Consider the following 26132-nt stretch of genomic DNA (forward strand, 5'->3'; position numbering starts at 1 on the left):
CGGCGGCAGCGCCGCATGCATGGCCACCACGGCATCGGCCAGCGCATCCAGCCGGGCCTCGTCCAGCCCGCCGGCGGCCGCCACCGCATCGAGGAAATCCGCCGCCGGGACGGGCGCCATGCGCAGCACCCAGTCGACCGGCTCGCCGGGCCCGTCGAGCGCCAGACGGCCATCCGCCCCGCGGGTCACCGCCACCACGTCGCGGTAGAGGCCCGGGGCGAAGGGCCGGTTCAATTCCAGCTCCCGCCGCAGCAGCCGCGCCCGCTCCGCCGGGGCGGTGAAGTCGAGGAAGCCGAACGCGACGGCCTTCTTCAGCTTCAGGGCCGCCGCCGGCCCGACGAAGACCGCCGAAATATGCGTCTCGATCGGCGCCGCACCGGTCAGCCGCCGCAGCAGCGACGCGGTCTCGGCCTGCGGCGCCGGGATGGTCACGGGTAGAGCGCCTCGACCCGCCAGCCGGCGCCATCCCGGTGGAAGACCTGCCGGTCGTGCAGCCGGAAGGGCATGTCCCGCCAGAACTCGATCCGCCGCGGCACCACCCGGAAGCCTGACCAGAACGCGGGACGGGGGATCTCGGTGAGGCCGAACTTCATGGTGTATTCCGCCACCGCCTTCTCCAGCGCGAAGCGGCTCTCGAGCGGGCGGGACTGCTTGCTGGCCCAGGCGCCGATGCGCGAGCCGCGGGCGCGGGAGGCGTAGTAGGCATCCGCCTCGGCGTCGCTCACCGCCTCCACCGCGCCCTCGACCCGGACGCTGCGGTGCAGGCTCTTCCAGTGGAAGCACAGCGCCGCCTGCGGATTGGCCGCCAGCTCGCCGCCCTTGCGGCTCTCGAGGTTGGTGTAGAAGACGAATCCGCGCGGATCGAGGCCCTTGAGCAGCACCATCCGGGCCGAGGGGATGCCCTCCGGCGTGCAGGTCGCGAGGCAGACCGCATTCGGGTCGTTCGGTTCGGATTTGGTCGCTTCCGCCATCCAGGATTCGAAATGGGCGAAGGGATCGACGGCGCTGCTGTCCATGGCGGAGCTACTCCGGAGCCGGCCCGGCAGGTGGGGGCGAGGATGCGCCCCCTTGTCCGGCGGGCGGGGGTGTGCCACCACCCAAGGCCCATCGCAACCACTGGTACCCCTGATCCATGTCCGAAGCGCCGCTCGCAGAAGCCCCCATTGGTACGCTCATGGCGGGGAAGCGCGGCCTTGTCATGGGCGTCGCCAACGACCGCTCCATCGCCTGGGGCATTGCCCGCGCCATTGCCGCCCAGGGGGCGGAAGTCGCCTTCACCTACCAGGGCGAGGCGCTGGAAAAGCGGGTTCGCCCCTTGGCCGAAAGCATCGGCAGCAAGCTGGTCCTGCCCTGCGACGTGACCGACGATGCCAGCGTGGACGCGGCTTTCGCCCATATCAAGGAAGCCTGGGGCGGCATCGACTTCCTGGTCCATGCGATCGGCTTCGCCGACAAGCAGTACCTGCGCGGCCGCTACCTCGACACCCCGCGGGAGGCCTTCCTCCAGGCGCTCGATATCTCCACCTATTCCTTCGTCTCGGTCAGCCAGCGGGCGGTGCCGCTGATGAAGCCGGGCGGGTCGTTGCTGACGATGAGCTACCTCGGCGCCGAACGTGTCACCCCGCATTATAACGTGATGGGGGTCGCCAAGGCGGCGCTGGAGGCCAGCGTGCGCTACCTCGCGGTCGACCTCGGCGGCATCGGCATCCGGGTGAACGCCATCTCGGCCGGGCCGATCAAGACCCTGGCCGCCAGCGGCATCGGCGACTTCCGCTACATCCTGAAGTGGAACCAGTACAACGCGCCGCTGAAGCGCAACGTGACCATCGAGGAGGTCGGCGGCGCCGGCCTCTACCTGCTCAGCGACCTCTCCTCCGGCGTCACCGGCGAGGTGCATCACGTCGACAGCGGCTTCCATGTGGTCGGCATGAAGTCGGTCGACGCGCCGGACATCAGCACCGTCTGAGCCTGTCCCCGCGCCGCGGCTCGGGCACGACCGCTACCGCGGCGGGCGGCGGGCCGCCCCGGCCCGGCCCGGCGCCGCCTCCGGGGCGCTGGTGCCGTCGAATATCCCGAACAGCCCGCGCAGGAAGCCCGGCGTCAGCGCCGCCAGCGGATTGACCACCACCGTGGGGTCGGCGAGCGGCCCCTGGATGCGATAGGTCGCGGCGAAGACCCCGCCCCCGGCCTCCGGGCTGAACAGCCGGCCGATCAGCGGCAGGTTGCCCAGCAGGGTGTTGAAGACATAGGCCGGCACGATGGTGCCCTCGACCTCGGCGATCGCCCGCTCGCGCAGGATGCGGCCCTTGGCGGTGACCCCGAGCGAGGCGGAGAAGGCCCGGGCATCGGCCAGGGTCAGCGCCTCCGGCGTCAGGCTGAAGGGGGCGACCAGCCGGCTGAAGACCAGGCCGCTGCCGCCCTGCGCCGCCTCGACCAGCCCATAGAGCGTCATCGCCTGCAGCAGCTTCGCCGCGGCGGGCGCATCCGAGAGGACGAACTGGTCGAGCTCGGCGGTGCCGACCAGCGGCGCGCCGGGCCTGAGCTCGGCGTAGCTGGCCGTCACGTTCAGCCGGCCGCCCCGGATGACGTTCACCAGATCGAGCGCATGCAGCAGCCCGCCGCCATCCTCGGCGACGAGACGGAGCTGCCGCTGCTCGCCGCGCGGGGTCAGGGTGAACTCGAAGGGGCCGGGCTGGCCGGGCCGGGCCGGCACGCCGGGGGCCGGCGGCGCCGATCCGAGCCCGCGCGCCGCGGTGCGGCCCGTCGCCTGGGCCTCGCGCAGGACGCCGCGGGCATCGGTCCGGGCCCACGCCTGCACCCCCAGCAGGTTGCGGTCCCCGCCCATGGTCACCCGGTCGAAGCGCAGGTCGAGCGTCAGCGGCGGGCCGCCCTCGGCCGCCGGGGCGCCGGTGGCCGCGCCATCCGGCCGCACCGCCCCGCCCTCGGCATGGCCGGGCGGACCGAGCACCGGGCGCAGGTCCGCCAGCGGACCACGCAGGGCGATGGCCCAGGCGGCACCGGCCCGGTCCGGCGGCCGCACCTCGCCGGTGAAGCGCGAGCCGCCGAAGATGCTCTCGGTGATCTCGACCCGCTCGAGCCGGGATTGCCGGGCGAAGCTGGCGCGGCCGCGGAGGGAGAGCTCCAGCGCCTCGACCTGGAAGCTGTCGACCCCGGTCAGCGCATCCCCCTGCATCCGCAGGACGGCATCGGCGGTGCCGGCGGTCCCCGGCAGCTTGGCCCAGTTCAGCGCCTCCACGCCGAGCCGCGCATCCCGCAGGTCGCCGCGCAGCACGACCTGGCCCTGGCCGTTGCGCCGCTTCTCCGAGCGCGCCTCGAGCGCCACCGGCCCCTCCAGGGCGCGGGTCGCGTCGAAGCCGAGGATGGCGATCTGCCGCGCATCGAGCCGCCCGCTCAGGGTCGCCCGCTCCACTACCTGGGTCGCCGGGCCGCGGCGGAAGTCGAGGTCGATCCCGAGCTTCACCGGTGCGCCCAGCAGCAGCGCCGTGCCGCTGGCCTTCAGCGTGTCGGTGTCGACCGCCAGCTCGAAGGCGGCGCGGTCGAGGTCCTGGTCCAGCAGCATCCCCGGCAGCTTCGCCTCGGTTACCCGGGCGGTGGCGCGGATGCGCAGATCCTCGACCGGCAGATCCTCGACCAGCGGGAAGCCGATGGTGATCCGCGCCTCGGCCTGGCCCTCGGCCACCCGCAGGGCCAGCGGCCGCCGCTCGAACAGCTTCAGGCGCGGGTGCTTCAGCAGGGTCACCGCCTCGGCCAGGGGTCCGGCGACCTGCAGCACGATCTCGGAATTGCCCGGATCGGCATCGAGGTTGAAGAAGCGCACCACCCCCTCCCGCAGGTCGAGCGAGCTGCGGGCGCCCTCGGCCGCCGGCTGCCGGCCGCCGCGGACCCGGAGGGTGATCTCCTTCAGCGAGAATTCGGCGGTGCCGGAAACCCCGACCGCCGCCGGCACCGGGCGCAGCCAGTGCACCGTCGCATCCGAGGCCTCGGCCGTGCCGGTCAGGGCGGTGATGCGCATCGCCTCCGGCTGGCCTTCCGGCGCCTCGGCCTCGATCCGCCAGCGGCCGTTGCGGATGCTGCCGGTGGTGATGTTCTGGGTGATCCAGTCCCGCTCGCCGCCCTTCGGGCTGCCGAGGCCGCGCGGCCAGTACCCGGGCAGATCGGCGAAGGCGACGGCGTCGAGGCCGATGCCGAGCCAGCCCCGCCAGACCCCTGCCGACCGCTCGGCGCTGCCCTCGGCCCGGATGGTGGGCCCGGCGGCGGCCGGGCCGGCCGGGCCGGCGGCGGCCGGCAGGCGCAGCACCGCCTGCTCGATCCGCAGGTGGTCCGGGGTGCCGGAGAGCGCGAAGTCAGCGGTGTCGGCGGCGATCCGGCGGCCGCGCCCGATGTCCACGATCGCCCGGGAGACGCCGAAGGCCAGCTGCGCCTGCTCCGGCACCACGGCGTCGAGCGTGTCCGGCAGGCGGAAGCGGCCGCGCAGCCGGGTGTCCCGCAGCAGCCCGGCGGGCAGCGCGCCCAGCGCGGCGATTCGCGCCTCCGGCGCCAGGGCGGCCGGCCAGAGCCGTGGCAGGTCGCTCGCCTCCAGCGCCCCGGCGGCGAGGTCGAGGGTGACCTGCCAGCCGGCGTCGCGGTGGAAGACCTCGCCGGTGGCGGTCAGCACCGGTCCGGCCAGACCGCCCAGGCCCGGCAGCGTCAGCCGCGCCTCGCGGAGCGTCATGGCCCGGCCGGTGAGATCGGCGGCCAGGGTCAGGCCGGTGAAGGGCAGGCGCCGCGCCTCGCCCCCGGGCGAGCCAGGCCCCAGGTCGAAGGCCCCGGCCCCGGCCGTGAAGGTGGTGCGCATCCGATCGGGCCGCCCGGCCGCATCGAATTCGGCGCTGGCGGTGAGGCTGACCAGCGCATCGATCAGGGACAGCGGCGCCAGCGGCGCCCAGATGGTGGCGATGTCGCTGGGCCGCAGTGCCGGCAGGCTGATGCCGGCGCGCAGCCGCATCGGGGCGCCCTCGGCGGCGATGGTCAGCGTGACCGGCACGGTCAGGCCGGCGGCGCGGAACTCGGCGGCACCCTCGCCGGCCAGCCCGCCCGCCGCGGCCCGGCGGAGGTCGATCTGCGGCTCGTGCAGCATCCAGCGGCGGCCGGTCGCCGGATCCTGCAGGGTGAGCTCCCCGCCGGTGACCCGCACCCGCCGCAGCGCGGCGACGGCGTCGCGGTCGGAGACCGGGCGCATCAGCTCGGCCAGCAGGGCCAGCGGATCGGCATCCGGCATGGCCTCGGCCGCCGCGGCGGCCGGGCCGAGCGCCAGGCCGATGCCGCCGTCGGCGGCGAGGGTGGCCAGCACCCGCGGCCGGCGCAGTTCGATCGTGGCGGGCGCCAGCGTGCCGCGCAGCAGCGCGCGGATGGACAGCGTCGCGGCGGCTTCCGGCACGCTGATGCGGTCGGTGCCGTCGGCGCCGCGCAGCACCACGTCGCTGAGGCGGATGTCGAGCGGCGCGGCGGTGCCGCCGCGGAAGCCTTCCCAGGCGATGGCGGCCCGGCCGACGGCGAGCCGCGGCCCGTCCGGCGCGGCATTGAGGCGCGCCTCGATCTGCCGGGCGAGGAAGGGAATCTCGAGCGGCGCCTCGGCCAGCCGCCAGGCCAGGCCGCCCAGCGCCAGGGCCAGGGCCAGCAGCGCGGCGAGCGCCATGTTGCAAGCAGGGCTGAACCAGCGGGGCATCGACCAACGCTGCGCTTGACCTTCAGCGCCGGTCACGCCTTCCCTCCACTATCATGTCCCAGCCCATCATGGTTCCGACCGCCGCGACCCCGGACGAATCCCAGGCATCCCTGCCCCAGGGCATGTCGCGGATCCTCCTCCCCACCCTGCCCCGCGCCTTCGATCCGGAGGCGGCGGCGCGGCTGGCCGAGCGCTTCGCCGAGCGCGATGCGGCCTGCCGTGCCTTCGCCGCCAGCGCCGACGGCGCCGCGCTGCTCGGGGCCCTGGGCGGCCACAGCCCCTATCTCGCGGATCTCGCGGTCAGGGAAGCCCCTGCCCTGCTCCGCTTGCTGGAACGTGGACCGGAGGAGGCCTTCGCTGTGGCTCTGGCGCCGCTCGGCCGGGCTGACCCGGGGGCGGCGCGGGAGGCCGTCGGCGCCATGCTGCGGCAGGTCAAGCGCCAGGCGGCGCTGATCGCGGCGACCGCCGACATCATCGGCGCCTGGCAGCTCGACCGGGTGACCGGCGCGCTCTCCGAGGTGGCGGAGCAGACCATCGACTTCGCCTGCGCGCACCTGCTGCTGGCCGCCGCCGAACGGCAGGAGCTGCGGATCGCCAAGGGCACCACGCCGCGGGCGATCTCGGCCGGCAGCGGCCTGATCGTGCTCGGCATGGGCAAGCTCGGCGGTCGGGAGCTGAACTACTCCTCGGATGTGGACCTCATGGTGCTGTACGACCCGGAGGCGGCAACCTATCACAGCGACCGCGCCGGCGCCTGCTATGTCCGGCTCGCCCGCGACCTCGTGCGCCTGCTCGAGGAGCGGACCGCCGAGGGCTACGTCTTCCGCACCGACCTCCGGCTGCGGCCGGATCCGGCGGCGACGCCGCTGGCGGTCTCGGTCAATGCGGGCATCGTCTACTACGAGAGCATGGGCCAGAACTGGGAACGCGCCGCCATGATCAAGGCGCGGCCGGTGGCCGGCGACCGGGCCTTGGGCGAGCATTTCCTGCGCGAGATCCGCCCCTTCGTCTGGCGCCGCCACCTCGACTTCGCCGCCGTCGCCGACATCCATTCGATCAAGCGGCAGATATACGCCCACAAGGGGGGCAAGGGCGCAGGCGCCACCATCGCGCTGGCCGGCCACGACGTGAAGCTCGGCCGCGGCGGCATCCGCGAGATCGAGTTCACCGCCCAGGTGCTGCAGCTCATCTGGGGCGGCCGCGACCCGGGGCTGCGCGACCCGACCACCCTCGGCGCCCTGGCGGCGCTGGCGGCGGCCGGGCGGATCGAGCGGCGGGCGGCAGCCGACCTCGCCGATGCCTACGTCTTCCTCCGCAACCTCGAGCACCGGCTGCAGATGGTCGCCGACCGCCAGACCCACCGGCTGCCGGAGGACGAGCCCGGGCTGGCCCGCATCGCTTCCTTCATGGGCTTCGCCTCGCGCGATGAGTTCGCCGCCGCCTTCCTCGGGCACCTCGGCCGGGTCGAGCGCCACTACGGCAATTTCTTCGAGGCGGCACCGGCGCTCACCGGCGCGGCCGAGGCCAGCGGCAACCTGGTCTTCACCGGCGTCGAGGACGACCCCGAGACCTCGGCGACCCTGAAGCGGATGGGCTTCGCCGATCCGGCCTCGGTCTCCGCCATGATCCGCGGCTGGCACCACGGCCGGCCGCGCGCCACCCGCAGCGAGCGGGCGCGGGAGCTGCTGACCGAGCTGATGCCGAACCTGCTGGCGGCCTTCGCCCGGCAGTCCAACCCGGAGCAGGCGCTGGCGCGGTTCGACGCGGTGCTGTCCCGGCTGCCGGCCGGGGTGCAGATGCTGAGCCTGTTCCGCCGCAACCCGGCGCTGCTGGACCGGGTGGCGGGGATCCTCGGCGCCGCGCCGCAACTGGCGAACCACCTGGCCCACAATGCCGCGGCGCTCGACGGGCTGCTGGCCGGCAGCGTCTCCCCGGCCGGGGCCGATCCCTCGGCCTGCCTGCCCGCCCTGGTCAAGGATGCCCGCCATCTGGAAGAGGCGCTCGAATCGGCGCGCCGGCTGGCGACCGAGCGGAAGTTCGAGATCGATGCCGCGGCGCTGGAAGGCCAGCTCGACGTGGACGTGGCCGGGGAGCTGCGGGCCGACCTGGCCGATGCCGCCATCGCCGCGCTGCTGCCGCGGGTCAGCGCGGATTTCGCCGAACGCTTCGGCCGGATCGCCGGCGGGGCCATGGCCGTGGTCGCCTTCGGCAAGCTCGGCGGGCGGGAGATGCTGCCGGGCTCCGACCTCGACCTGGTGCTGCTGTACGACCACGACGTCGACGCGGGCGAGAGCAGCGGCGGCCGGCGCGGGCTGGCGCCGTCCGAGTATTTCCTCCGGCTGGCGCCGCAGGTGGTCGCCGCCATCACCGCGCCCGGGGCCGAGGGCCGGCTCTGGGAGGTCGACATGCGGCTGCGGCCCTCGGGCAACAAGGGCCCGGTGGCGATCCGGCTGGCGGCGCTTGAGCAGTACCACCGGGAGAATGCCTGGACCTGGGAACGCATGGCCCTGACCCGGGCCCGGGCGGTGGCCGGCCCGCCGGCGTTGAAGCGCCGCATCAACGAGGTGCTGCGCGCCAGCATGGTCAAGCCGGGCGCCGCCGCGGTGGCGCTGGCGGATGCGACGGCGATGCGGCTCAGGATGCTGAAGGAGCTGCCGGCCGAGGGGCCCTGGGACGTGAAGGCCATGCCGGGCGGGCTGATCGAGGTCGAGTTCATCGCCCAGGCCCTGCAGCTGGTCCATGCCCCGGCCGAGCCGCGGGTGCTCGCCACCACCACCCGGCTGGCCCTGGCCCGGCTCGGCCAGCACGGCTTCCTGCCGGCGGCGGAAGTGGAGACGCTGATCGCCGCCGACCGGCTGTGGCGGACCATCATCGGCATGGTGCGGTTGACCATCGGCAAGTCGCGCGACATGGCCCTGCCCGCTCCCGCCGCGGCCGCGCTGCTGCGCAGCGTCGCCCAGCTGCCCGGCCCGGCGCCGGTTGACCTGTCGGCGGTCCACGCTCAGATGCGCGAGGTGGCCGCTGAGGTCCGCGCCATCTTCGAGCGGCGTGTCGGCAGCCTGGGACCAGTGGGGTGATCGGCATGAGCGGGACCGCAGGACCGGATGACGTCGGGCTGGCCGAGGGCGCGCCGGCGCCGGACTTCACCATGCCGGCCAGTGGCGGGCGGACCGTGTCCCTGGCCGGGCTGAAGGGCAGGCCCTTCCTGCTGTACTTCTACCCGAAGGCGGATACCCCGGGCTGCACCAAGCAGGCCTGCGGCCTCCAGGAAGCTCTGCCGCAACTCGGCAGGCTGGGCCTGACGGTGATCGGCGTAAGCCCGGACAAGCTGCCGGCGATCGAGAAGTTCGCCCAGAAATTCGGCCTGGAATTCCCGCTGGCCTCGGACCTGGACCACGCAGTGGCCGATGCCTATGGCACCTGGGTGGAGAAATCCATGTACGGCAAGAAGTACATGGGCATGGAACGCAGCAGCTTCCTGGTCGCGGCCGACGGCACCATCGCCAAGGTCTGGCGAAAGGTGAAGCCGGAAGCCCATGCGGCCGAGGTGATGCAGGCGGCCGCGGCACTGCGCTAGGTCAGCTCAGCGGTTCGGGGGCGGGGTGAGCGGGCGGTAGTCCTCGGTCGCCACGTCCCGGCCGAACTGGCCGTGGTCCGCCGGCAGCGGCCCCCGCGGATCGGTCCCCTGGGGCGCGGGCGGCGACGGGCCATCCATCGGCGCGGCGAGCATAGAGCCGTCACCCTCCCGCGGCAGGGCCCGCTCCGCCGTGCAGGAACAGACGTAGCTGCCGTCGGCCAGCAGGTTCGGCATGGTGACCTGCTCGCAATGCGGGCATTGCACCGCGTCCAGGCGTGGGTGGCCAGGCTGGGTATCGCTGTCGCTCATGCACAGCAGAACGCCAGCCGGCGGCGGGGTTCCGTTCGGTCAGTTGATCTGGGAAAGATCCTCGCCCAGTACAACAATTTGGATGGCGTAGGAGACCTCGCCATCCTCGGTATCGCGATGGACCGTGCCTACGAATTCGCTGCCGACGAAGAGCTCGACCGAGGCATTCTTCCGCTGCGGGGTGCTGAGCTTGATCTTGTCGTTGCCCAGCAGCCGGCGGAGATGCGCCTGCACCGCGGCGAGTTCGGCTGGGGTCATGGGTCGATATCCTGGAACGTGATGGGGGCGGTTGGCATAGCGGGGCGGCGGCGCAGGCGCTACCCTTTTGGTCCGGCTTCCTCGGGCGTCAGCAACCGCAACGACAAGGCATGCAGCCCGGCCGCGAACTCCGGCGCCAGCAGCGCGTGGACCGCGCGGGACCGGGCCAGCCGGCCCATGCCGGCGAAATCCGGGCTGACCACCACCACGCTGTAGTGGGTTTCGCCGCCCGGGGCGGCGCCGGCATGGCCGGCATGCTGGCGGCTGTCGTCCTGCACCGCGACCTGGGCCGCGGCGAAGGCGGCCTGCAGCGCCTGCTCGATGCGCTCGGCCCGGGTGGGATTTGGGGTCTGTTCCATGCCGGGTTTCTCCGCGCTTTCGGTCTTCCTGCCAAGCGGTGCCGATGTCATCCGCTTGGCTTGCACACCCGCGGGGGCACGCCCATAAATCGTGAATGCCACCCCGACGCGGAGCCCGACCCGAACCCGAAAGCCCCGCGCGCCCCTGCGATGCGCCCGGCTGCGAGGCCAATGGGGAGTTCCGCGCCCCGAAATCGCGCGACAGCCTGAACGAGTACCGCTGGTTCTGCCTGCCGCATATCCGGGAGTTCAATTCCTCCTGGGACTACTACAAGGGCATGGGCCCGGCGCAGATCGAGGCCAACCTGCGCCACGACACCGCCTGGCAGCGGCCGACCTGGCCGCTGGGGCGGCTCGGCGGCGGGCATCGCTTCAGCGAGGAATTCCTGCGCGACCCGCTCGGCCTGCTCTATGCGACGCCGCTGCACGCGCGGCGGACCCGCCCGGTGGAGAAGCCGGTGGCGCCGCCCGAACTCCGGGCCGCACTCGACGTTCTGGGACTGGAGTGGCCACTGGATCAGCCGACCCTGCGGGGCCGCTACCATGAACTGGCCAAGCAATTGCACCCCGACGTCAACGGCGGCGACCGTGGGGCGGAGGACCGCCTGAAGGACGTGAACCGCGCCTACAGCCTGCTGCGCCGCAAGGTCGGCAGCGGCACCGCCGCCCCGGAGGCGGCGGAAGCCAGCGCCGCCGGCTGAAGCCCATGCGGATTTGGAAATCGCCCCGATGCGGGTAGCCTGCCGAGCCTGCCTGTCCTAGTCTTTCAATCAAGAACCTGAGCGGATGCCGATGACCAAGGTCGCCAACCTCGCCGAAATCCGACCCACCTCGGCGATCGACGCCCCGGATACCACCGTGAATGCGCGGGAGGCTTTCGGGCTCGATCTCGACTTGCAGGTGCCGGCATTCTCCGTCCGCACCGAGCATGTGCCGGAGGTGGACGACACCTACCGCTTCGACAAGGAGACGACGCTGGCGATCGTGGCCGGCTTCGCCCACAACCGCCGCGTCATGATCCAGGGCTACCACGGCACCGGCAAGTCGACCCACATCGAGCAGGTGGCGGCGCGCCTCAACTGGCCCTGCATCCGCGTCAACCTCGACAGCCACATCAGCCGCATCGACCTGATCGGCAAGGACGCCATCGTCCTGAAGGACGGCAAGCAGATCACGGAATTCCGTGAGGGCATCCTGCCCTGGGCGCTGCAGCACCCCTGCGCCCTGGTCTTCGACGAATACGACGCCGGCCGCCCCGACGTGATGTTCGTCATCCAGCGCGTGCTCGAGGTCGAGGGCAAGCTGACCCTGCTCGACCAGAACAAGGTGATCCGGCCGAACCCCTATTTTCGCCTCTTCGCCACGGCGAACACGGTCGGCCTGGGCGATACCACCGGCCTCTATCACGGCACCCAGCAGATCAACCAGGGCCAGATGGACCGCTGGAACATCGTCGCCACGCTGAACTACCTGCCGCATGGGCAGGAGACGCAGATCGTGTTGGCGAAGCTCGGCATCGATAATGCGGACGCCAAGGCGAAGAAGCGGGTCGAGGCGATGGTGGCGCTGGCCGACCTGACCCGCGCCGGCTTCATCGCCGGCGACATCAGCACCGTCATGTCGCCGCGCACCGTCATCACCTGGGCCGAGAACACCCGAATCTTCGGCGACATCGGCTTCGCCTTCCGCCTCACCTTCCTCAACAAGTGCGACGAGGCGGAGCGCAGCACGGTGGCCGAATACTACCAGCGCTGCTTCAACGAGGACCTGCCGACCGGCACGCAGTTGAAGAAGGCGGGCTGACACCTCGGCCGGGCGCCGGATGCGGCGCCCGGCACGGGTCCCTGACCGGGACCGCATGTTGATACTCCGGATCGATCAGGCACTCCCATGAGCAAGCAGGACCTGACCCGTCAGGAAGAGTTCAAGCGCGCCACGGCCGGCACCCTGCGCGCCATCGCGCATGCCAATGCCGAGGTGCAGGTCGCCTTCCAGCCCGGTCCCGGCGGCGTCTCCGGCAAGCGGGTGCGGCTGCCGCTGCCGACCCGGGCCCTGCCCGCGGCCGAGATGGCCAAGCTGCGCGGCGCCGCCGATGCCGCCGCGCTCCGCATCCGCCACCACTCCGAGACCGTCCATGCCGCGCGCCTGCCGCAGCGGCGGGAGGCGAAGGAGGTCTACGACGCGCTCGAGGACGTGCGGGTCGAGGCCGTCGGCTCGAAGCACATGTCCGGCGTGGCCGCGAACCTTCGCGCCCGGCTGACCGACATGTGCGAGACCGAGGGCTACGACCGGATGACCCGGAAGGACCAGCTGCCGCTGCCCGCGGCGCTGGCTCTGCTGACCCGCGAACGCATCTCCGGCGAGCCGGCCCCGGCCGCGGCCAAGCGGGTGCTGGACCTCTGGCGGGACAGCCTCGGCGACCGCGCCGACGACGCCCTGGCCGAGATGGCCACCACCACCGACGACCAGGACGCCTTCGCCCGCGCCGCCCGCAAGCTGCTGACCGCGCTCGACCTGGCCGAGGCCGAGGTGGAAGCCGAGGCCGAGGACCAGGACGACGGCGAGGAGAGCGGCGAGAATTCCAGCCAGCAGGACCAGTCGGGCGAGGGCGAGGCCCAGGCGCAGGACCAGGAGTCCATGCTCGGCGCCCAGCCCGAGACCATGCAGGGCGAGGCGGCCGAGGAGGAGGCCCAGGAATCCGAGGACGAGGGCGCCGCCGCCGAAGGCGACGACAAGCCCGGCGGGCCGCAGCAGCGCCGCGAGGTGCCGCAGACCGACGACGCCAGCCGCTACCACCCCTTCACCACCTCCCATGACGAGATCGTCGAGGCCGACGACCTCTGCGACCCGGAGGAGCTGGGCCGGCTGCGCCAGCAGCTCGACCAGCAGCTCTCCCACCTGCAGGGCGTCGTCTCCAAGCTGGCCAACCGGCTGCAGCGCCGGCTGCTGGCGCAGCAGCAGCGCGCCTGGGAATTCGACATCGAGGAAGGCATGCTGGACGCCGCCCGGCTGTCCCGCATCATCACCAACCCGCTGCTGGCCCTGACCTACAAGCGCGAGCGGGAGGCGGACTTCCGCGACACCGTCGTCTCCCTGCTGATCGACAATTCCGGCTCCATGCGCGGCCGGCCGATCACCGTCGCCGCCATGTGCAGCGATATCCTGGCCCGCACGCTGGAGCGCTGCGCGGTCAAGACCGAGATCCTCGGCTTCACCACCCGCGCCTGGAAGGGCGGCCAGTCCCGCGAGAAATGGGTCCAGGAGGGCAAGCCGCGCAATCCCGGCCGGCTGAACGACCTGCGGCACGTGGTCTACAAGGCCGCCGACGCCCCCTGGCGCCGGGCGCGCAAGAACCTCGGGCTGATGCTGCGGGAAGGCCTGCTGAAGGAGAATATCGACGGCGAGGCGCTGGAATGGGCCTACAAGCGCCTGCGCAACCGGCCGGAGCACCGCCGCATCCTGATGGTCATTTCGGATGGGGCGCCGGTCGATGACAGCACCCTCTCGGTCAATCCGGGCAACTACCTGGAGCGCCACCTGCGCAAGACCATCGCCGATATCGAGGGCCGCGGCGACGTGGAGCTGATCGCCATCGGCATCGGCCATGACGTGACCCGATACTACCGCCGCGCCGTGACCATCGTGGACGCCGAGGAGCTGGGCGGCACCATGATGAAGAAGCTGGCCGAATTGTTCGACGAGGATGCCGCCGAGGCTTGGCAGCGCTCGGCGACCGAACGCTCGGCCATGATTGCCTGAGGCAACGGCCGGCTGGTCACGCTTCGGCCAGTTCACGCGCAGGAAGGCCCGGGATGCCCGCCGGACTGTTGTCTTGGCGGGCCGCTTCCTCCATCAGGTGGTTTTCCTGGTGGAGTATCCCTGCATTGCCCCAAGGCCTGTCCCGGCGCTGGTTGCTGGCGTCGCTGGCCACCAGCGCCTGCGTGCCCGGGGCGACGGGCTTCGCCCAGGGGGCCGCGACCAGGCCCCTGTCGCTCGAATCTCTGCCGCCCGGCAGCAGGCTGGAAAGCCTGGGCGGGCTGGTCATCGACGACCAGGCCATGGGCTTCGGCGGGCTCTCGGCGCTGCACATCGATCGCGAGCTGCGGCTGACCGCGGTCAGCGACGTCGCCCATTGGCTGACCGCCCGGCTGGTCCTGCAGCAGGGCCGGCTGACCGGGCTGGCGGAGCTGCGGACCGGCCCCCTGCGGGACGGCGCCGGGCGGCCCCTGCCCCGCGGCTACGGCGGGGACTCTGAATCCCTGGCCCGGCTGCCGGACGGCACCTGGCTGGTCGGCTTCGAACGCTGGCACCGCATCCGTGCCTTCCGCACCATCGACTCGCCCGGGACCTTCGTGGAGGCGCCGCCGGGGCTCGAGCTGGCGCCTGGCAACGGCGGGCTGGAATCCCTGGCGGTGCTGGCGGATGGCCGCTGGCTGGCGATCGCCGAGCTGCTGCAGCCGCGGCAGCAGCCGCTACTCCGCCGGGCCTGGATCGGCGGACCCGGCCGCTGGCTCCCCTTCGCCTACCAGCCGCGGGACGGCTTCGAGCCGGCCGATGCCGCGCCGCTGCCCGATGGCGGCGCGCTGGTGTTGGAACGCAGCTTCTCCATCTTCGCCGGCTTCGGCGGCCGGCTGGTGCGGCTCAGCGCGGCGCAGCTGCAGGGCGTGAGCGAGGGCGCGGTGCTGCAGGGCGAGGAGATCCTGCGCCTCGCCGCGCCGGTGCCGCGCGACAATTTCGAGGGGGTGACGGTCTTCCGCGCGGGCGGCCGGACCATGGTCGCGCTGGTCTCGGACGACAACGAGAACATGCTGCAGCGGACCATGCTGCTGCTGTTCGCCCTGGCCGACGACTGACCGCGGGGGTCAGCCCCGCCGGCCGAGCCAGGCCATGGCCCCCTCGGCGGCGGCGGCGCCGGTGCTGAAGCAGGCCTGCAGCAGGTAGCCACCGGTCGGCGCCTCCCAGTCCAGCATCTCGCCCGCCAGGAACACCCCGGGCCGGGCGCGAAGCATGAAGCGTTCATCCACCTCGTCCCAGCCGACGCCGCCGGCCGAGGAGATGGCCCGGGCGATCGGCGCCGGCCCGGTGACCCGCAGCGGCAGCGCCTTCACCAGCGCCGAGAGTGGCGCGGTCGCACCGGCGTGCAGGGCTTCCTGCACCAGCCCGATCGCCACCGGCGGCAGCCCGGCACGGCGCAGGTGATTGGCCAGGGATTGCCCGCCACGCGGAGCGTCCAGCCGCGCCGCCAACGCGGCCGCGGGGACATCCGGCCGCAGGTCGAGGTGGAGGGTGGCCGGCCCCTGCGCCGCGATCGCCTCCCGCAGCGGGCCGGAAATCGCGTAGACGGCCCCACCCTCGAGGCCATCGGCCGTCACCAGCGCCTCGCCCCGCAGCCGCTGGCCGGCGAATGCCACCGCGATGCGCTTCAGGGGTTCGCCCTCGAACCGCCGGCGGAAGACCTCCGACCAGGGGATGAGGAAGCCGCAATTGCTGGGACGGAAGGGCCGGACGCCCGGCAGCAGCCCGGTCCAGGCGCCGTCCGAGCCGAGGCGGGGCCAGGAGGCCCCGCCCAGGGCGAGCACCAGGGCATCCGCGGCCACCGTCACCGGTCCGTCCGGCCCGGCGAAGCGCAGCCCGGCCTCGCCGTCCCAGCCCTCCCAGCGGTGCCGGGCCCGCAGCGTCACGCCGAGGCCGGCCAGACGCGCCAGCCAGGCCCGCAGCAGGGGCGAGGATTTCAACGCCCTGGGGAAGACTCGCCCGCTGGTCCCGGTGAAGACCGGCTGGCCCAGGGCCTCCGCCCAATCCGCCAGGGCGGTGGGGGGAAAGGCCTCGATGGCCGGCGCCAGCCGCTCGCGGGTGGTGCCGTACCGCGTCAGGAAGGCCGGCAGCGCCTCGCCATGGGTCAGGTTCAGGCCGCCGCGCCCGGCGATCAGGAATTTGCGCCCCGGGCTCGGCATCCGGTCGTAGACGGTCACGCGGATCCCGGCCTGGGCGAGGGTCTCTGCCGCCATCAGCCCGGCGGGGCCGGCGCCGACCACGACGACGCCTGCATGAGTTTGAAGCATGGGCGCCTTCTACCGGCCGGGGGCGGCGCAGTGAACCCTTGGCCGCTCCCGCCGTTAGGGCGGCGCAACCTCCCTAGGGGAATTCTCATGGCTAACGGCTATTTTTCGAACCTTCTGTCGCGCGCCGATGACGTCCGCGACTCCGCCGAGAAATACGGCCGGGATGCCCGCGACACCGCCGAGCGGTACAGCCGCCGTGCCTCCGGCTCGCTGCGCGACGCGGGCGAGACCATCCGCGATCGCGGCGACGACGCCCGCGGCGAGCTCTCGAAGCTCTGGAGCGACCTCGAGGATCTGGTCGATCGGCGCCTCTCGCCGGCTGCCCACGATGCCGCGCGTTATGCCAGCAGCTACGCCCGGGACGGCCGCGACGCGGCGCTCGACATGGCCTCGCAGCTGCGCGACGTGACCCGGTCCAGGCCGCTGGTGGCGATCGGCATCGCCGTCGCCGCCACCTGGATCATCAGCAGCATGCTGCGCAGCAAGCGCTGAACCGGACGGACCGCGGCGGTCGACGCCGCCGCGGCCCACCCCCTGCCCGGAGCCCATGTTCACTTTTCGTTTCCCTGATGCCTGCCGCCGTGGCAGCATGGCGGCAATGCTCCGATGAGAGCTTCAAGCCAAGCCAGCGCAGTCCCAGATAGGCAGGCGATGAACCACATCCTCTCCCCGGTCACCTTCTTCCCCGCCAAGCGTCCGGCGCCGGCGCATGAGCGCCAGTTGAAGGTCGTCTCCCCCTTCGAGCCCAACGGCGACCAGCCGGCCGCGATCAAGCAACTGGTTGCAGGGCTGCGGGCGGAGGAACGGGACCAGGTGCTGCTCGGCGTGACCGGTTCCGGCAAGACCTTCACCATGGCCAAGGTGATCGAGGAGCTGCAGCGCCCGACCCTGATCCTGGCGCCGAACAAGACGCTGGCGGCGCAGCTCTACGGAGAGATGAAGAGCTTCTTCCCCGACAACGCGGTCGAATACTTCGTCAGCTACTACGACTACTACCAGCCGGAAGCCTATGTTCCGCGCACCGACACCTACATTGAAAAAGACGCGCAGATCAACGAGCAGATCGACCGCATGCGCCACTCCGCCACCCAGTCCCTGCTGGAGCGGAACGACGTGGTCATCGTCGCCTCGGTCTCCTGCATCTACGGCATCGGCTCGGTCGAGACCTATTCGCGGATGGTGGTGAAGCTCGAGACCGGCGGGCGGATCGACCGCGACGTGCTGATCAAGGGGCTGGTCGAGCAGCAGTACCGCCGCAACGACAGCTTCTTCGCCCGTGGCACCTTCCGCATCCGCGGCGAGACCGTGGACATCTGGCCGGCTCAGCTCGAGGACCGCGCCTGGCGGGTCAGCCTGTTCGGTGACGAGATCGACGGGCTCAAGGAATTCGACCCGCTGACCGGCGAGATCACCGCCGAGATGGAGAAGGTCAGCGTCTACGCCAACAGCCACTACGTCACGCCGCGCCCGACCCTGCAGCAGGCCATCATCTCGATCAAAGCCGAGCTGAAGGAGCGGCTGGCGGAGCTGGAAGCCAACGGCCGCCTGCTGGAAGCCCAGCGACTGGCCCAGCGCACCCAATTCGACATCGAGATGCTGGAGACCACCGGCGTCTGCAAGGGCATCGAGAACTACAGCCGCTACCTGACCGGCCGCCGGCCCGGCGAGCCGCCGCCGACGCTGTTCGAGTACCTGCCGGAGAATGCGCTGCTGGTGGTGGACGAAAGCCATGTCACCATCGGCCAGCTTGGCGGCATGTACCGCGGCGACTTCGCGCGCAAAAGCGTGCTCGACGAATTCGGCTTCCGCCTGCCCTCCTGCAAGGACAACCGGCCGCTGAAGTTCGAGGAGTGGGAGGCCTATCGCCCCGCCACCGTCTTCGTCAGCGCGACGCCCGGGCCCTGGGAAATGGAGCGCACCGGCGGCACCTTCGCCGAGCAGGTCATCCGCCCCACCGGGCTGATCGACCCGGTCACCGAGATCCGCCCGGTCGACAAGCAGGTGGACGACCTGCTGGCCGAATGCCGGGAGCAGCAGAAGAAGGGCGGTCGCGTCCTGGTGACGACGCTCACCAAGCGCATGGCCGAGGACCTGACGGAGTACATGGGCGAGGCCGGCCTCAAGGTCCGCTACCTGCACTCGGACGTCGACACGCTGGAGCGGATCGAGATCATCCGTGACCTGCGCCGCGGCGTCTTCGACGTGCTGGTCGGCATCAACCTGCTGCGCGAGGGGCTCGACATCCCGGAATGCACCCTGGTCGCCATCCTGGATGCCGACAAGGAAGGCTTCCTGCGCTCCGCGACGGCGCTGATCCAGACCATCGGCCGCGCCGCGCGGAACGTGGAGGGCAAGGTGATCCTCTACGCCGACAAGATGACCGACAGCCTGCGCAAGGCGCTGGAGGAGACCGAGCGGCGGCGCAACAAGCAGATCGCCTGGAACACCGACCACGGCATCACGCCGACCACCATCAAGCGGCAGATCGCCGACGTCATGCAATCCGTCTACGAGGCGGATTACGTCACGGTGGATGCGGTGGAGGGCGACTCCACCGCCCAGTTCATCGGCAAGGACTTGAAGGCCAGCATCGCCGAGCTCGAGAAGCGGATGCGGGCGGCGGCGGCGGACCTCGAATTCGAGGAGGCGGGACGGCTGCGCGACGAGATCAAGCGGATGGAGGCGATGGACCTGGGGCTGGAGCCGAACCTGGCCGGGCGCAGCCTGCAGGACAGCGTGCCGCGGGCGCCGGCGAAGGCCAAGCCGAAGGGGGACTGGAAGCCGAAGCCGCTGGGGCCGGGGGGTGGCGGGTACGACCCGGAAAAGAAGGGCGGCCGGGGTCGGCGCCGCGCCTCCTAAGGCGGGCGGAACACTCGTCCCAGTCCGCGCGTTCCGGTCGAAAGGCCAGGAGGATGCGTTCATGGGTGAATACCGCGGCGAAATCGCCATAGACCGGCCGGCGGCGGAGGTCTTCGACTTCCTCTCCGATATCCGCAACATGCCGCGCTACCTGCCCACGGTTCGCAAGGCTGCCCCGAGCGGTGAGGGCAAGGTGGCCATGCAGGGAGAGGCCAACGGCCATCCCTATCACGACGAAGGCTGGCTGAAGTGCGATACCGGCGCCCTGCGGATGCAGTGGGGTTCGGACAGCAAGCCGGACTACGGCGGCGAGATCGCGGTGCAAGAAGCCGGTTCGGGCGCCAAGGTTTCGCTCAGCATGAGCCTGACAGCCGCGCCCGAGGTGGCGGCGCGGATGCAGCGGGACTCCGGCTCGGTGGACCATGCCATGCGGCAGGCGATGACCCGCACGCTGGATGCCATCAAGACAGCCTGCGAAACCCCGGCCGAGGCGCCACCCCGCGCCGACGACCTACCGGACAGCCGGCCCTTCGGCAGCAGTGCGACGCTCAACCCGGATATCTGAGGCGGCCTGATTGCTGCGGCGCAAGAAAACCTTGCGTCGCCGGGGCGGTCCGATAGCTTCTCCCGCGATCACGAGGGAGATTGATCATGCTGCGCCGCGCCGTCCTTGCCACCGCCCTCGCCACCCCCGTGGCGACTCCCTTCGTCGCTCGGGCGCAGAGCTTCCCCAAGATCACCATCGGCATGTCCGGCTGGACCGGCTTCGCGCCGCTGACGCTGGCCGAGCAGGCCGGGCTCTTCAAGGCGAACGGGCTGGAAGTGGAGACGAAGTTCGTTCCCCAGCGGGAGCGCAACTTGGCCCTGGTCGGCGGGGCGCTGAACTGCGTGGTGACCACGGTCGATACCATGATCCTCTGGGCCAGCGCGGCGCCGCTGGTGCAGGTGCTGGTGCTGGACCGCTCCAAGGGCGGCGACGGCGTCGCGGTGCGGCCGGGCATCGGCGGCTGGGCAGGACTGAAGGGCAAGACCATCGCGGTGGATGGCGCCGGGACCACGCCCTATTTCGTCCTCGCCTATATGATGCGGGAGAACGGCGTCAGCATAAAGGACGTCACCACCGCGACCCTGGCGCCGCAGCCGGCAGCGCAGGCCTTCGTCGCGGGCCAGTTCGACGGTTGCTCGACCTATGAGCCCTACCTCTCCCAGGTCCGCGCCATGGGCGCCGACAAGGGCCGCATCCTGGCGACCACGGTGGACCATGCCTGCGTCGTGGACACGCTCGGCTTCCAGCCGGCCTTCATCCAGGCGAACCCCGAAGCGGTCCGCCGCGTGGTGAAGAGCTGGTACGACGCCCTGGCGATGATCGAGCGCGAGCCGGACCGCAGCTACGAAATCATGGGCCGCCGCGTGAACCAGACCGGCGAGGCCTTCAAAGCCAGCGCGCAATACATCGAATGGCTGGATCAGGCGAAGAACAAGGACTACGTCGCCGGCGGCCTGCCGACCTTCATGCAGAAGGCGCATCTGGTGCAGCGGGAGACCGGCGTGGTCCGCGCCGACGTGGATCTGAGCAAGCTGCTGGACACCAAGTTCCTCGGCTGATGGAGCCCCTGCAGCCGGTCTCCCCCGGCGCCCGGGTCGTCCTGGGCGCCGGCTTTTTCGTCGTCTTCATCGCCGCCTGGGGGCTGGCGACCTATGGCGGCTGGGTGCCGCCGCTCTTCCTCGCCTCGCCGGGGAAGACGCTGGTCGCGGGCTGGTCGCTGCTGACCGAATTCAACTTCGCCGGGGACATCGCCATCACCATCTGGCGGGTGGTCGGCGGCTTCCTGATCGCGGCGCTGATGGCGGTGCCGCTCGGCCTGCTGATGGGCGCCTTCAAGCCGATCGAGGCCTTCTTCGAACCCTTCTTCTCCTTCGCCCGCTACCTGCCGGCCAGCGCCTTCATCCCGCTGCTGATCCTCTGGGCCGGCGTGGGGGAGGCGCAGAAGCTCTCGGTCATCGTCATCGGCAGCGTCTTCCAGCTCGTCATCATGGTCACCGGCATCGCCGGCGCGACGCGGCTGGACCTGGTGGAGGCAGCCCGCACCCTCGGCTCCCGCCGCATCGCCATCCTGCGCCGCGTCGTCATCCCCGCCGCGGCGCCGCAGATCGCCGAGACCCTGCGGCTCGTGCTCGGCTGGGCCTGGACCTACGTGATCGTGGCGGAGCTGATCGGCGCGACCAGCGGCATCGGCCATATGATCATGGACAGCCAGCGGCTGCTGGATACCGGACAGATGATCTTCGGCATCGCGGTCATCGGCATCATCGGGCTGGTGACGGACCTGCTGTTCAAGGCGCTGAACCGCCGGCTGTTCCCCTGGGCGGTGATCTGATGTCGGCCAAGACCCTGCGGGTCGAGGGCGTCACCCGAACCTTCCCGGGGCGCGGCCGCACCGCGCCGACGCTCGCCCTGCAGCCGACCACGGTCAGCGCGGCACCTGGCGAATTCGTCGCCATCCTCGGCCCCTCCGGCTGCGGCAAGTCGACCCTGCTGCGGATCGTCGCCGGGCTGGACCAGCCGACCGCCGGGCAGGTGCTGCTGGATGCCGCGCCGGTCACCGGCCCCGGCCCGGACCGCGGCATGGTCTTCCAGTCCTACACGCTGTTCCCCTGGCTGACCGTCGCGCAGAACATCCGCTACGGCTTGGCCGAACGCGGCCTGCCGGAGGCGCAGCAGGCGGAGATCGCGGGGCGCTTCATCGCCCGCACCGGCCTCCGCGGCTTCGAGGAGCATTGGCCGAAGCAGCTTTCCGGCGGCATGCAGCAGCGCTGCGCCCTGGCCCGCGCCCTGGCGAACGACCCAGAGATCCTGCTGCTGGACGAGCCCTTCGGCGCGCTCGACCACCAGACGCGGGAGCTGATGCAGGAGCTGCTGCTGGAGATCTGGGAGGCGGATCGCAAGACCGTCCTCTTCGTCACCCACGACATCGACGAGGCGATCTTCCTCTCGAACCGCGTCCTGGTCATGTCCGCCCGCCCCGGCCGGATCAAGGCGGAGGTCGCGGTGCCCCTGCCCTACCCCCGCGACTGGACGGTGAAGACCACGCCCGAATTCGCGGCGCTGAAGGCCCGGCTGATGGGGGAGATCCGCGAGGAGGTGCGGAAGTCCATCGCTGCCGTCTAGAATTCCGCCCCGATCGGGTGACTAATCCCGATAACAAGGGAGGCTGCGATGCGTCTGGGTGTGATGCTGCCGCTGAGCGATATCGGCGGCGCGCCGCAGGTGGTGCGGGACTTCGCCCTGGCCGCCGAGGGCATGGGCTATACCAACCTCGGCCTGGCCGACCATGTGCTCGGGGTGAATGCCGCCTCGCGCCCGGACTGGGGCGACCGCAATACTTCGGCCGATCTCTTCCACGACCCCTTCGTCTGCTTCGGCTTCCTCGCCGGGCTCTGCCGCCCCACCACCGAATTCTCGACCCAGGTGCTGATCCTGGCGCAGCGCCAGGCGGTGCTGGTGGCGAAGCAGGCGGCGAGCCTTGACCTGCTGTGTGGCGGGCGCTTCCGGCTTGGCGTCGGGGTCGGCTGGAACCCGGTGGAATTCACCGGGCTGAACGAGAATTTCGGCAACCGCGGCCGCCGCAGCGCCGAGCAGGTCGCGGTGATGCAGCAGCTCTGGGCCGCGCCGCACGTGACCTTCAAGGGCCGCTGGCACGAGATCCAGGATGCCGGAATCAACCCGCTGCCGGTGCACCGGAAGGTGCCCGTCTGGTTCGGCGGCCATGTCGAGCAGACCTTGGAACGGATCGCCACGCTGGGCGACGGCTGGATCATGAACGCCTATCCGCCGGGTGCCGAAATCGAGGCCGAGCTCGGCAAGATCCGCACCCTGGCCGAGGCCGCCGGGCGCGACCCCGCCGCCATCGGCCTCGAGGTCTGGATCTCCGGCGGCGCCGGCGACGAGACCTCCTGGCGCCAGGAGGTCGCCTACTGGAAGAAGACAGGCGCCACGCACATCACCCTGACCAATACCTTCGGCCGCCGGCACCACAGGCGCATCGCCGGGCGCAGCGTGGCCGACCATCTGGCGGTAATGCGGCGCTTCCAGGCGGCGGTGGCAGACGTGCTGTGACGGTCGCCATCGGCCTCGGCCTGCAGGAATTCCCCTTCTCCGGCGCGGCGCCCTTTTGGGCCTGGGTGGATTTGTGCGAGGCCGGCGGCCTCGACAGCCTGTGGCAGACCGACCGGATCGTCAGCCGCACGCCGATCCTCGAATGCATGGCTGTCATGGCGGCCATCGCCGGGCGGACGCGGCGGATCAAATTCGGGATGAACGTCGTCTCCCTCGCGATGCGGGACCCGGTGCTGCTGGCCAAGCAATGCGCCAGCATCGACATGCTCTCGGGCGGGCGGCTGCTGCCGGGCTTCGGCATCGGCAGCCCGCTGGCCCCCGAATGGGCGGCGCTGGGGCTGGATGCCAAGCAACGCGGCCGCATGACGGACGAGGCGCTGGAGATCATCCATCGCCTCTGGCACGAGGAGAGCGTCGATTTCGCGGGCCGCATCTGGCAGCTGAAGGGCGCCTCGATCTCGCCGCGCCCGGTGCAGGCGGCGCTGCCGATGTGGATCGGCGGCGCCTCGGAGGCCGCGGTGCGGCGCACCGCGCGCTACGGCAGCGGCTGGCAGGGCGGGGCGGAAACGCCGGAGGAAGCCGGCGCCGTGGTCGCCGCCATCAAGGCGGCGCTGCCCGCCACCGGCCGCAGCATCGACGACGACCACTACGGCGCCGCCTTCGCCTTCCGCTTCGGCAGCGCCGAGGACCCGGGCGTGCAGCGGCTGATGGCGGCCTACCGCAAGCGCACGGGCAAGGACCCGGCCGGGCGCTTCGTCACCGGCGATGCCGCGGCGATCCTCGACCGCATCGGGGACTATGTGGATGCCGGCCTGTCGAAGTTCATCCTGCGGCCGCTCGGCGAGGGCGATGCGGAGGTGCTGGCGCAGTCCCGCCAGCTCATCGAGCAGGTGCTGCCCGAGGTCGCGCGGCGCTGGCCGAAGCCGAAGCGCTGAGCCACACTCCCGGCCAAGACCATCCGGGAGGGACCCAAGATGCCGATGACCCGCCGCCGCGCCCTGGCTGCGCCGGCCCTGCTGCTGGCCGGCCCCGCCTGGGCGCAGACCTCCGTGGCCCAGGGCTTTCCCAGCCGCCCGGTGCGGATGGTCGTCCCCTATACCCCCGGCGGCGTCTCCGACATCACCGCGCGGCTGATGGCGGACCCGCTGGCGGCCGCCTGGGGCCAGCCGGTGCCGGTCGAGAACCGCGCCGGCGCCGATGGCGTCATCGGCACCGAGGTGGTGGCCCGCGCCGCGCCGGACGGGCATGTGCTGGGGCTGGTCTCGGTCGGGCATCCGGTGAATGCCGCCTACTACAAGCTGCCCTACGACACGATGCGGGACTTCTCCTTCGTGACGCAGACCACCTCGACGCCGCTGGTGCTCTGTGCGGCGAAGAATTTCGCGGCGAATACTCCGGCCGAACTGGTCGCGCATGCCAAGAAGAACCCCGGCGTCACCTTCGCCGGCACCGGCGGCGTGGTGCGGCTGGCGCCCGTGCTGTTCGGGCAGCAGACCGGCACGGAGCTGACCTACGTGCCCTACCGCGGCAGCACCCAGGCGCATCCCGATCTCATGGCCGGGCGCGTCGACATCATGTTCGACACCGTCCCGGCGGCGCTGGTCCATATCCAGTCCGGGGCGCTCAAGGCGCTGGCGACCACGGGGGCGAAGCGGGCGCCGCAGCTGCCGGAGGTGCCGACCATCGGCGAGGCCTTCCTGCCGGGCTTCGAGGCGGCGACCTGGGGCATGGTCATCGGCCCCGCCGGCATTCCCGCCGGGCTGCTGGCGAAGCTGAATGCCGATTGCGTCGCCGCGCTGCGCCGGCCCGAGGTGGTGGACCGTCACACGGTGCTGGGCGCCGAGGTGGTCACCTCCTCGCCGGAGGAGATGCGCCGCCTCTGCCTGGCCGAGATGGAGAAATGGGGCGATGCGGCGCGAAAGGCCGGCATCGTCCCGCAATAGGCCCCGGGCACCAGCCTCCCAGGTCGCGTCAGGCGTTGCGCAGGGGCAACGGCGCCATCAGCTTCTGCAGCATCACCAGCAGCTCGTGCGGGGCGAAGGGCTTCGGCAGCCGCGGCACCGGGTGGCGCGGGCCGAGGCCGGCGGCATAGGCGGAGATGACCAGGAAGGGCACCCCGCCCCGGTCGAGCGCATCGGCCACCGGGGCGGCGCTTTCGCCGCTCAGGTTCAGGTCGAGGACGGCGGCATCCACCCCGCCTTCGGCCAGCCCCTCCGCCAGGATCGCCAGGGCGGTCGGCACCGAGGCCGCCGGGCCCAGCACCTGGGCGCCGACGTCGATCAGCTCATCCTCGACGAGCAGGGCGACCATGGCCTCGTCCTCGACCACCAGGATGCGCTTCCCGGCGAGCGGCATGTGGCTGTTGCGGCTGAACACATGAATCATGGCGGCACCATCGGTCCGGGTGCGACAGGAGCGCCGTAACCGGCTGGGTGACCATGGACCCTCGAACCTGTCCTGTTTGTACGCTTGCGGACCACCGCCACCGTTGTTTCAGCCCGGGCCCGGGCCGAGCAGGCGTTCGAAGGCCGCCTGGGCGGCGGCGTGGCATTCGCAGGCCGCATGCTCGAGGCCGTTGCGGTCGACCACCTCCACCTGCCCCCGCTCGTAGCGGATCAGCCCGGCGCGCTGCAGGCTGCCGGCCGCGACCGTGACCCCGGCCCGCCGCACCCCCAGCATCATCGACAGCAGCTCGTGGGTGATGGGGAAGCGGTCGGTATCGGCGCGGTCATGGGCCATGAGCAGCCACCGGGCCAGGCGCTGCTCGGTCAGGTGCCGGCCGTTGCAGGCGGCGGTATGGGCCACCTGCTCATGATGCGCCAGGGCGTAGGTCCTGTGGACATTTACCGTAGCCACAGAATGGTTG

General features: G+C 71.7%; 24 protein-coding genes and 1 pseudogene. 16 read left to right on the plus strand and 9 right to left on the minus strand.

The window, feature by feature from the left end:
• Positions 1-432: pseudogene (locus QWZ14_RS31325) on the minus strand (AAA family ATPase); the annotation flags it as partial.
• Positions 429-1016, minus strand: a complete 588-nt coding sequence (gene pdxH, locus QWZ14_RS31330; protein ID WP_290321015.1) for a pyridoxamine 5'-phosphate oxidase — start codon at positions 1014-1016, stop codon at positions 429-431. The gene pdxH and the pseudogene QWZ14_RS31325, both read right to left, overlap by 4 nt.
• A 116-nt stretch (positions 1017-1132) precedes the next feature.
• Here pdxH and fabI point away from each other — a divergent pair, with 116 nt between their 5' ends.
• Entirely contained in the window at positions 1133-1966 is an 834-nt protein-coding gene (gene fabI, locus QWZ14_RS31335; protein ID WP_290321016.1) for an enoyl-ACP reductase FabI, read from the plus strand.
• Positions 1967-1999: 33 nt separating this feature from the next.
• On the opposite strand, the gene QWZ14_RS31340 is transcribed toward fabI, so the two are convergent.
• A complete protein-coding gene (locus QWZ14_RS31340; protein ID WP_290321017.1) occupies positions 2000-5725 on the minus strand; it encodes a YhdP family protein in 3726 nt (1241 codons plus the stop codon).
• A 122-nt stretch (positions 5726-5847) separates the two neighbouring features.
• Between QWZ14_RS31340 and QWZ14_RS31345 the strand changes: the two genes are divergently transcribed.
• The gene (locus QWZ14_RS31345) at positions 5848-8802 is read left to right on the plus strand and encodes a bifunctional [glutamine synthetase] adenylyltransferase/[glutamine synthetase]-adenylyl-L-tyrosine phosphorylase (RefSeq protein ID WP_290321018.1); all 2955 of its coding nucleotides are present in this window, start codon (positions 5848-5850) and stop codon (positions 8800-8802) included.
• Between the two features lie 5 nt (positions 8803-8807).
• Positions 8808-9302, plus strand: coding sequence for a thioredoxin-dependent thiol peroxidase (bcp, locus tag QWZ14_RS31350; protein ID WP_290321019.1), 495 nt, complete (start codon positions 8808-8810; stop codon positions 9300-9302).
• Between the two features lie 6 nt (positions 9303-9308).
• On the opposite strand, the gene QWZ14_RS31355 is transcribed toward bcp, so the two are convergent.
• From QWZ14_RS31355 to QWZ14_RS31365, 3 genes are read right to left on the minus strand one after another with little or no spacing between them, the layout of a single operon-like run.
• Positions 9309-9611, minus strand: a complete 303-nt coding sequence (locus QWZ14_RS31355) for a hypothetical protein (RefSeq protein WP_290321020.1) — start codon at positions 9609-9611, stop codon at positions 9309-9311.
• Positions 9612-9650: 39 nt separating this feature from the next.
• The gene (locus tag QWZ14_RS31360) at positions 9651-9869 is read right to left on the minus strand and encodes a DUF3126 family protein (RefSeq protein WP_290321021.1); all 219 of its coding nucleotides are present in this window, start codon (positions 9867-9869) and stop codon (positions 9651-9653) included.
• A gap of 59 nt (positions 9870-9928) precedes the next feature.
• Positions 9929-10228: a BolA family protein gene (locus tag QWZ14_RS31365; RefSeq protein WP_290321022.1), complete on the minus strand. Its 300-nt coding sequence runs from the start codon at positions 10226-10228 to the stop codon at positions 9929-9931.
• A gap of 95 nt (positions 10229-10323) precedes the next feature.
• Here QWZ14_RS31365 and QWZ14_RS31370 point away from each other — a divergent pair, with 95 nt between their 5' ends.
• The 4 genes from QWZ14_RS31370 to QWZ14_RS31385 all read left to right on the plus strand — a co-directional run bounded on the left by QWZ14_RS31370 (position 10324) and on the right by QWZ14_RS31385 (position 15081).
• The gene (locus QWZ14_RS31370) at positions 10324-10929 is read left to right on the plus strand and encodes a J domain-containing protein (protein WP_290321023.1); all 606 of its coding nucleotides are present in this window, start codon (positions 10324-10326) and stop codon (positions 10927-10929) included.
• A 91-nt stretch (positions 10930-11020) separates the two neighbouring features.
• The gene (cobS, locus tag QWZ14_RS31375; RefSeq protein WP_290321024.1) at positions 11021-12031 is read left to right on the plus strand and encodes a cobaltochelatase subunit CobS; all 1011 of its coding nucleotides are present in this window, start codon (positions 11021-11023) and stop codon (positions 12029-12031) included.
• An 87-nt stretch (positions 12032-12118) separates the two neighbouring features.
• The gene (gene cobT / locus QWZ14_RS31380) at positions 12119-13987 is read left to right on the plus strand and encodes a cobaltochelatase subunit CobT (RefSeq protein ID WP_290321025.1); all 1869 of its coding nucleotides are present in this window, start codon (positions 12119-12121) and stop codon (positions 13985-13987) included.
• A 125-nt stretch (positions 13988-14112) separates the two neighbouring features.
• Complete coding sequence (locus tag QWZ14_RS31385; protein WP_290321026.1) at positions 14113-15081, plus strand: esterase-like activity of phytase family protein; 969 nt, start codon at positions 14113-14115, stop codon at positions 15079-15081.
• A 9-nt stretch (positions 15082-15090) separates the two neighbouring features.
• Here the strand turns inward: QWZ14_RS31385 and QWZ14_RS31390 are convergent, their stop codons facing one another.
• A complete protein-coding gene (locus QWZ14_RS31390; protein ID WP_290321027.1) occupies positions 15091-16290 on the minus strand; it encodes a BaiN/RdsA family NAD(P)/FAD-dependent oxidoreductase in 1200 nt (399 codons plus the stop codon).
• Positions 16291-16377: 87 nt separating this feature from the next.
• Between QWZ14_RS31390 and QWZ14_RS31395 the strand changes: the two genes are divergently transcribed.
• The 9 genes from QWZ14_RS31395 (at position 16378) to QWZ14_RS31435 (ending at position 25209) form a co-directional block, all read left to right on the plus strand.
• Entirely contained in the window at positions 16378-16782 is a 405-nt protein-coding gene (locus QWZ14_RS31395; RefSeq protein ID WP_290321028.1) for a hypothetical protein, read from the plus strand.
• 159 nt (positions 16783-16941) lie between these two features.
• Complete coding sequence (gene uvrB / locus QWZ14_RS31400) at positions 16942-19149, plus strand: excinuclease ABC subunit UvrB (RefSeq protein WP_290321029.1); 2208 nt, start codon at positions 16942-16944, stop codon at positions 19147-19149.
• A 61-nt stretch (positions 19150-19210) separates the two neighbouring features.
• Positions 19211-19714: an SRPBCC family protein gene (locus tag QWZ14_RS31405; RefSeq protein WP_290321030.1), complete on the plus strand. Its 504-nt coding sequence runs from the start codon at positions 19211-19213 to the stop codon at positions 19712-19714.
• Positions 19715-19800: 86 nt separating this feature from the next.
• Entirely contained in the window at positions 19801-20754 is a 954-nt protein-coding gene (locus QWZ14_RS31410) for an ABC transporter substrate-binding protein (RefSeq protein ID WP_290321031.1), read from the plus strand.
• Positions 20754-21527 (plus strand): ABC transporter permease, encoded by a 774-nt coding sequence (locus QWZ14_RS31415; RefSeq protein ID WP_290321032.1) that lies wholly within the window; start codon positions 20754-20756, stop codon positions 21525-21527. The genes QWZ14_RS31410 and QWZ14_RS31415 overlap by 1 nt, the downstream gene beginning before the upstream one ends.
• Positions 21527-22318, plus strand: coding sequence for an ABC transporter ATP-binding protein (locus tag QWZ14_RS31420; protein ID WP_290321033.1), 792 nt, complete (start codon positions 21527-21529; stop codon positions 22316-22318). The genes QWZ14_RS31415 and QWZ14_RS31420 overlap by 1 nt, the downstream gene beginning before the upstream one ends.
• Positions 22319-22366: 48 nt before the next feature.
• Positions 22367-23266, plus strand: coding sequence for an LLM class F420-dependent oxidoreductase (locus QWZ14_RS31425; RefSeq protein WP_290321034.1), 900 nt, complete (start codon positions 22367-22369; stop codon positions 23264-23266).
• On the plus strand, positions 23263-24201 hold the full coding sequence (locus tag QWZ14_RS31430) for an LLM class flavin-dependent oxidoreductase (protein WP_290321035.1): 939 nt from the start codon (positions 23263-23265) through the stop codon (positions 24199-24201). Before QWZ14_RS31425 ends, QWZ14_RS31430 begins: the two co-directional genes overlap by 4 nt.
• A gap of 39 nt (positions 24202-24240) precedes the next feature.
• On the plus strand, positions 24241-25209 hold the full coding sequence (locus tag QWZ14_RS31435) for a tripartite tricarboxylate transporter substrate binding protein (RefSeq protein WP_290321036.1): 969 nt from the start codon (positions 24241-24243) through the stop codon (positions 25207-25209).
• 28 nt (positions 25210-25237) lie between these two features.
• Here QWZ14_RS31435 and QWZ14_RS31440 read toward each other — a convergent pair whose 3' ends face one another.
• Complete coding sequence (locus QWZ14_RS31440; RefSeq protein WP_290321037.1) at positions 25238-25651, minus strand: response regulator; 414 nt, start codon at positions 25649-25651, stop codon at positions 25238-25240.
• A gap of 108 nt (positions 25652-25759) precedes the next feature.
• Positions 25760-26132 (minus strand): Crp/Fnr family transcriptional regulator (locus QWZ14_RS31445; RefSeq protein ID WP_290321038.1); only part of this gene is annotated, 373 nt, incomplete at its 5' end.

Origin of the sequence: Paeniroseomonas aquatica (genome assembly GCF_030409335.1) — a bacterium.
Classification (GTDB): Bacteria; Pseudomonadota; Alphaproteobacteria; order Acetobacterales; family Acetobacteraceae; genus Belnapia; species Belnapia aquatica.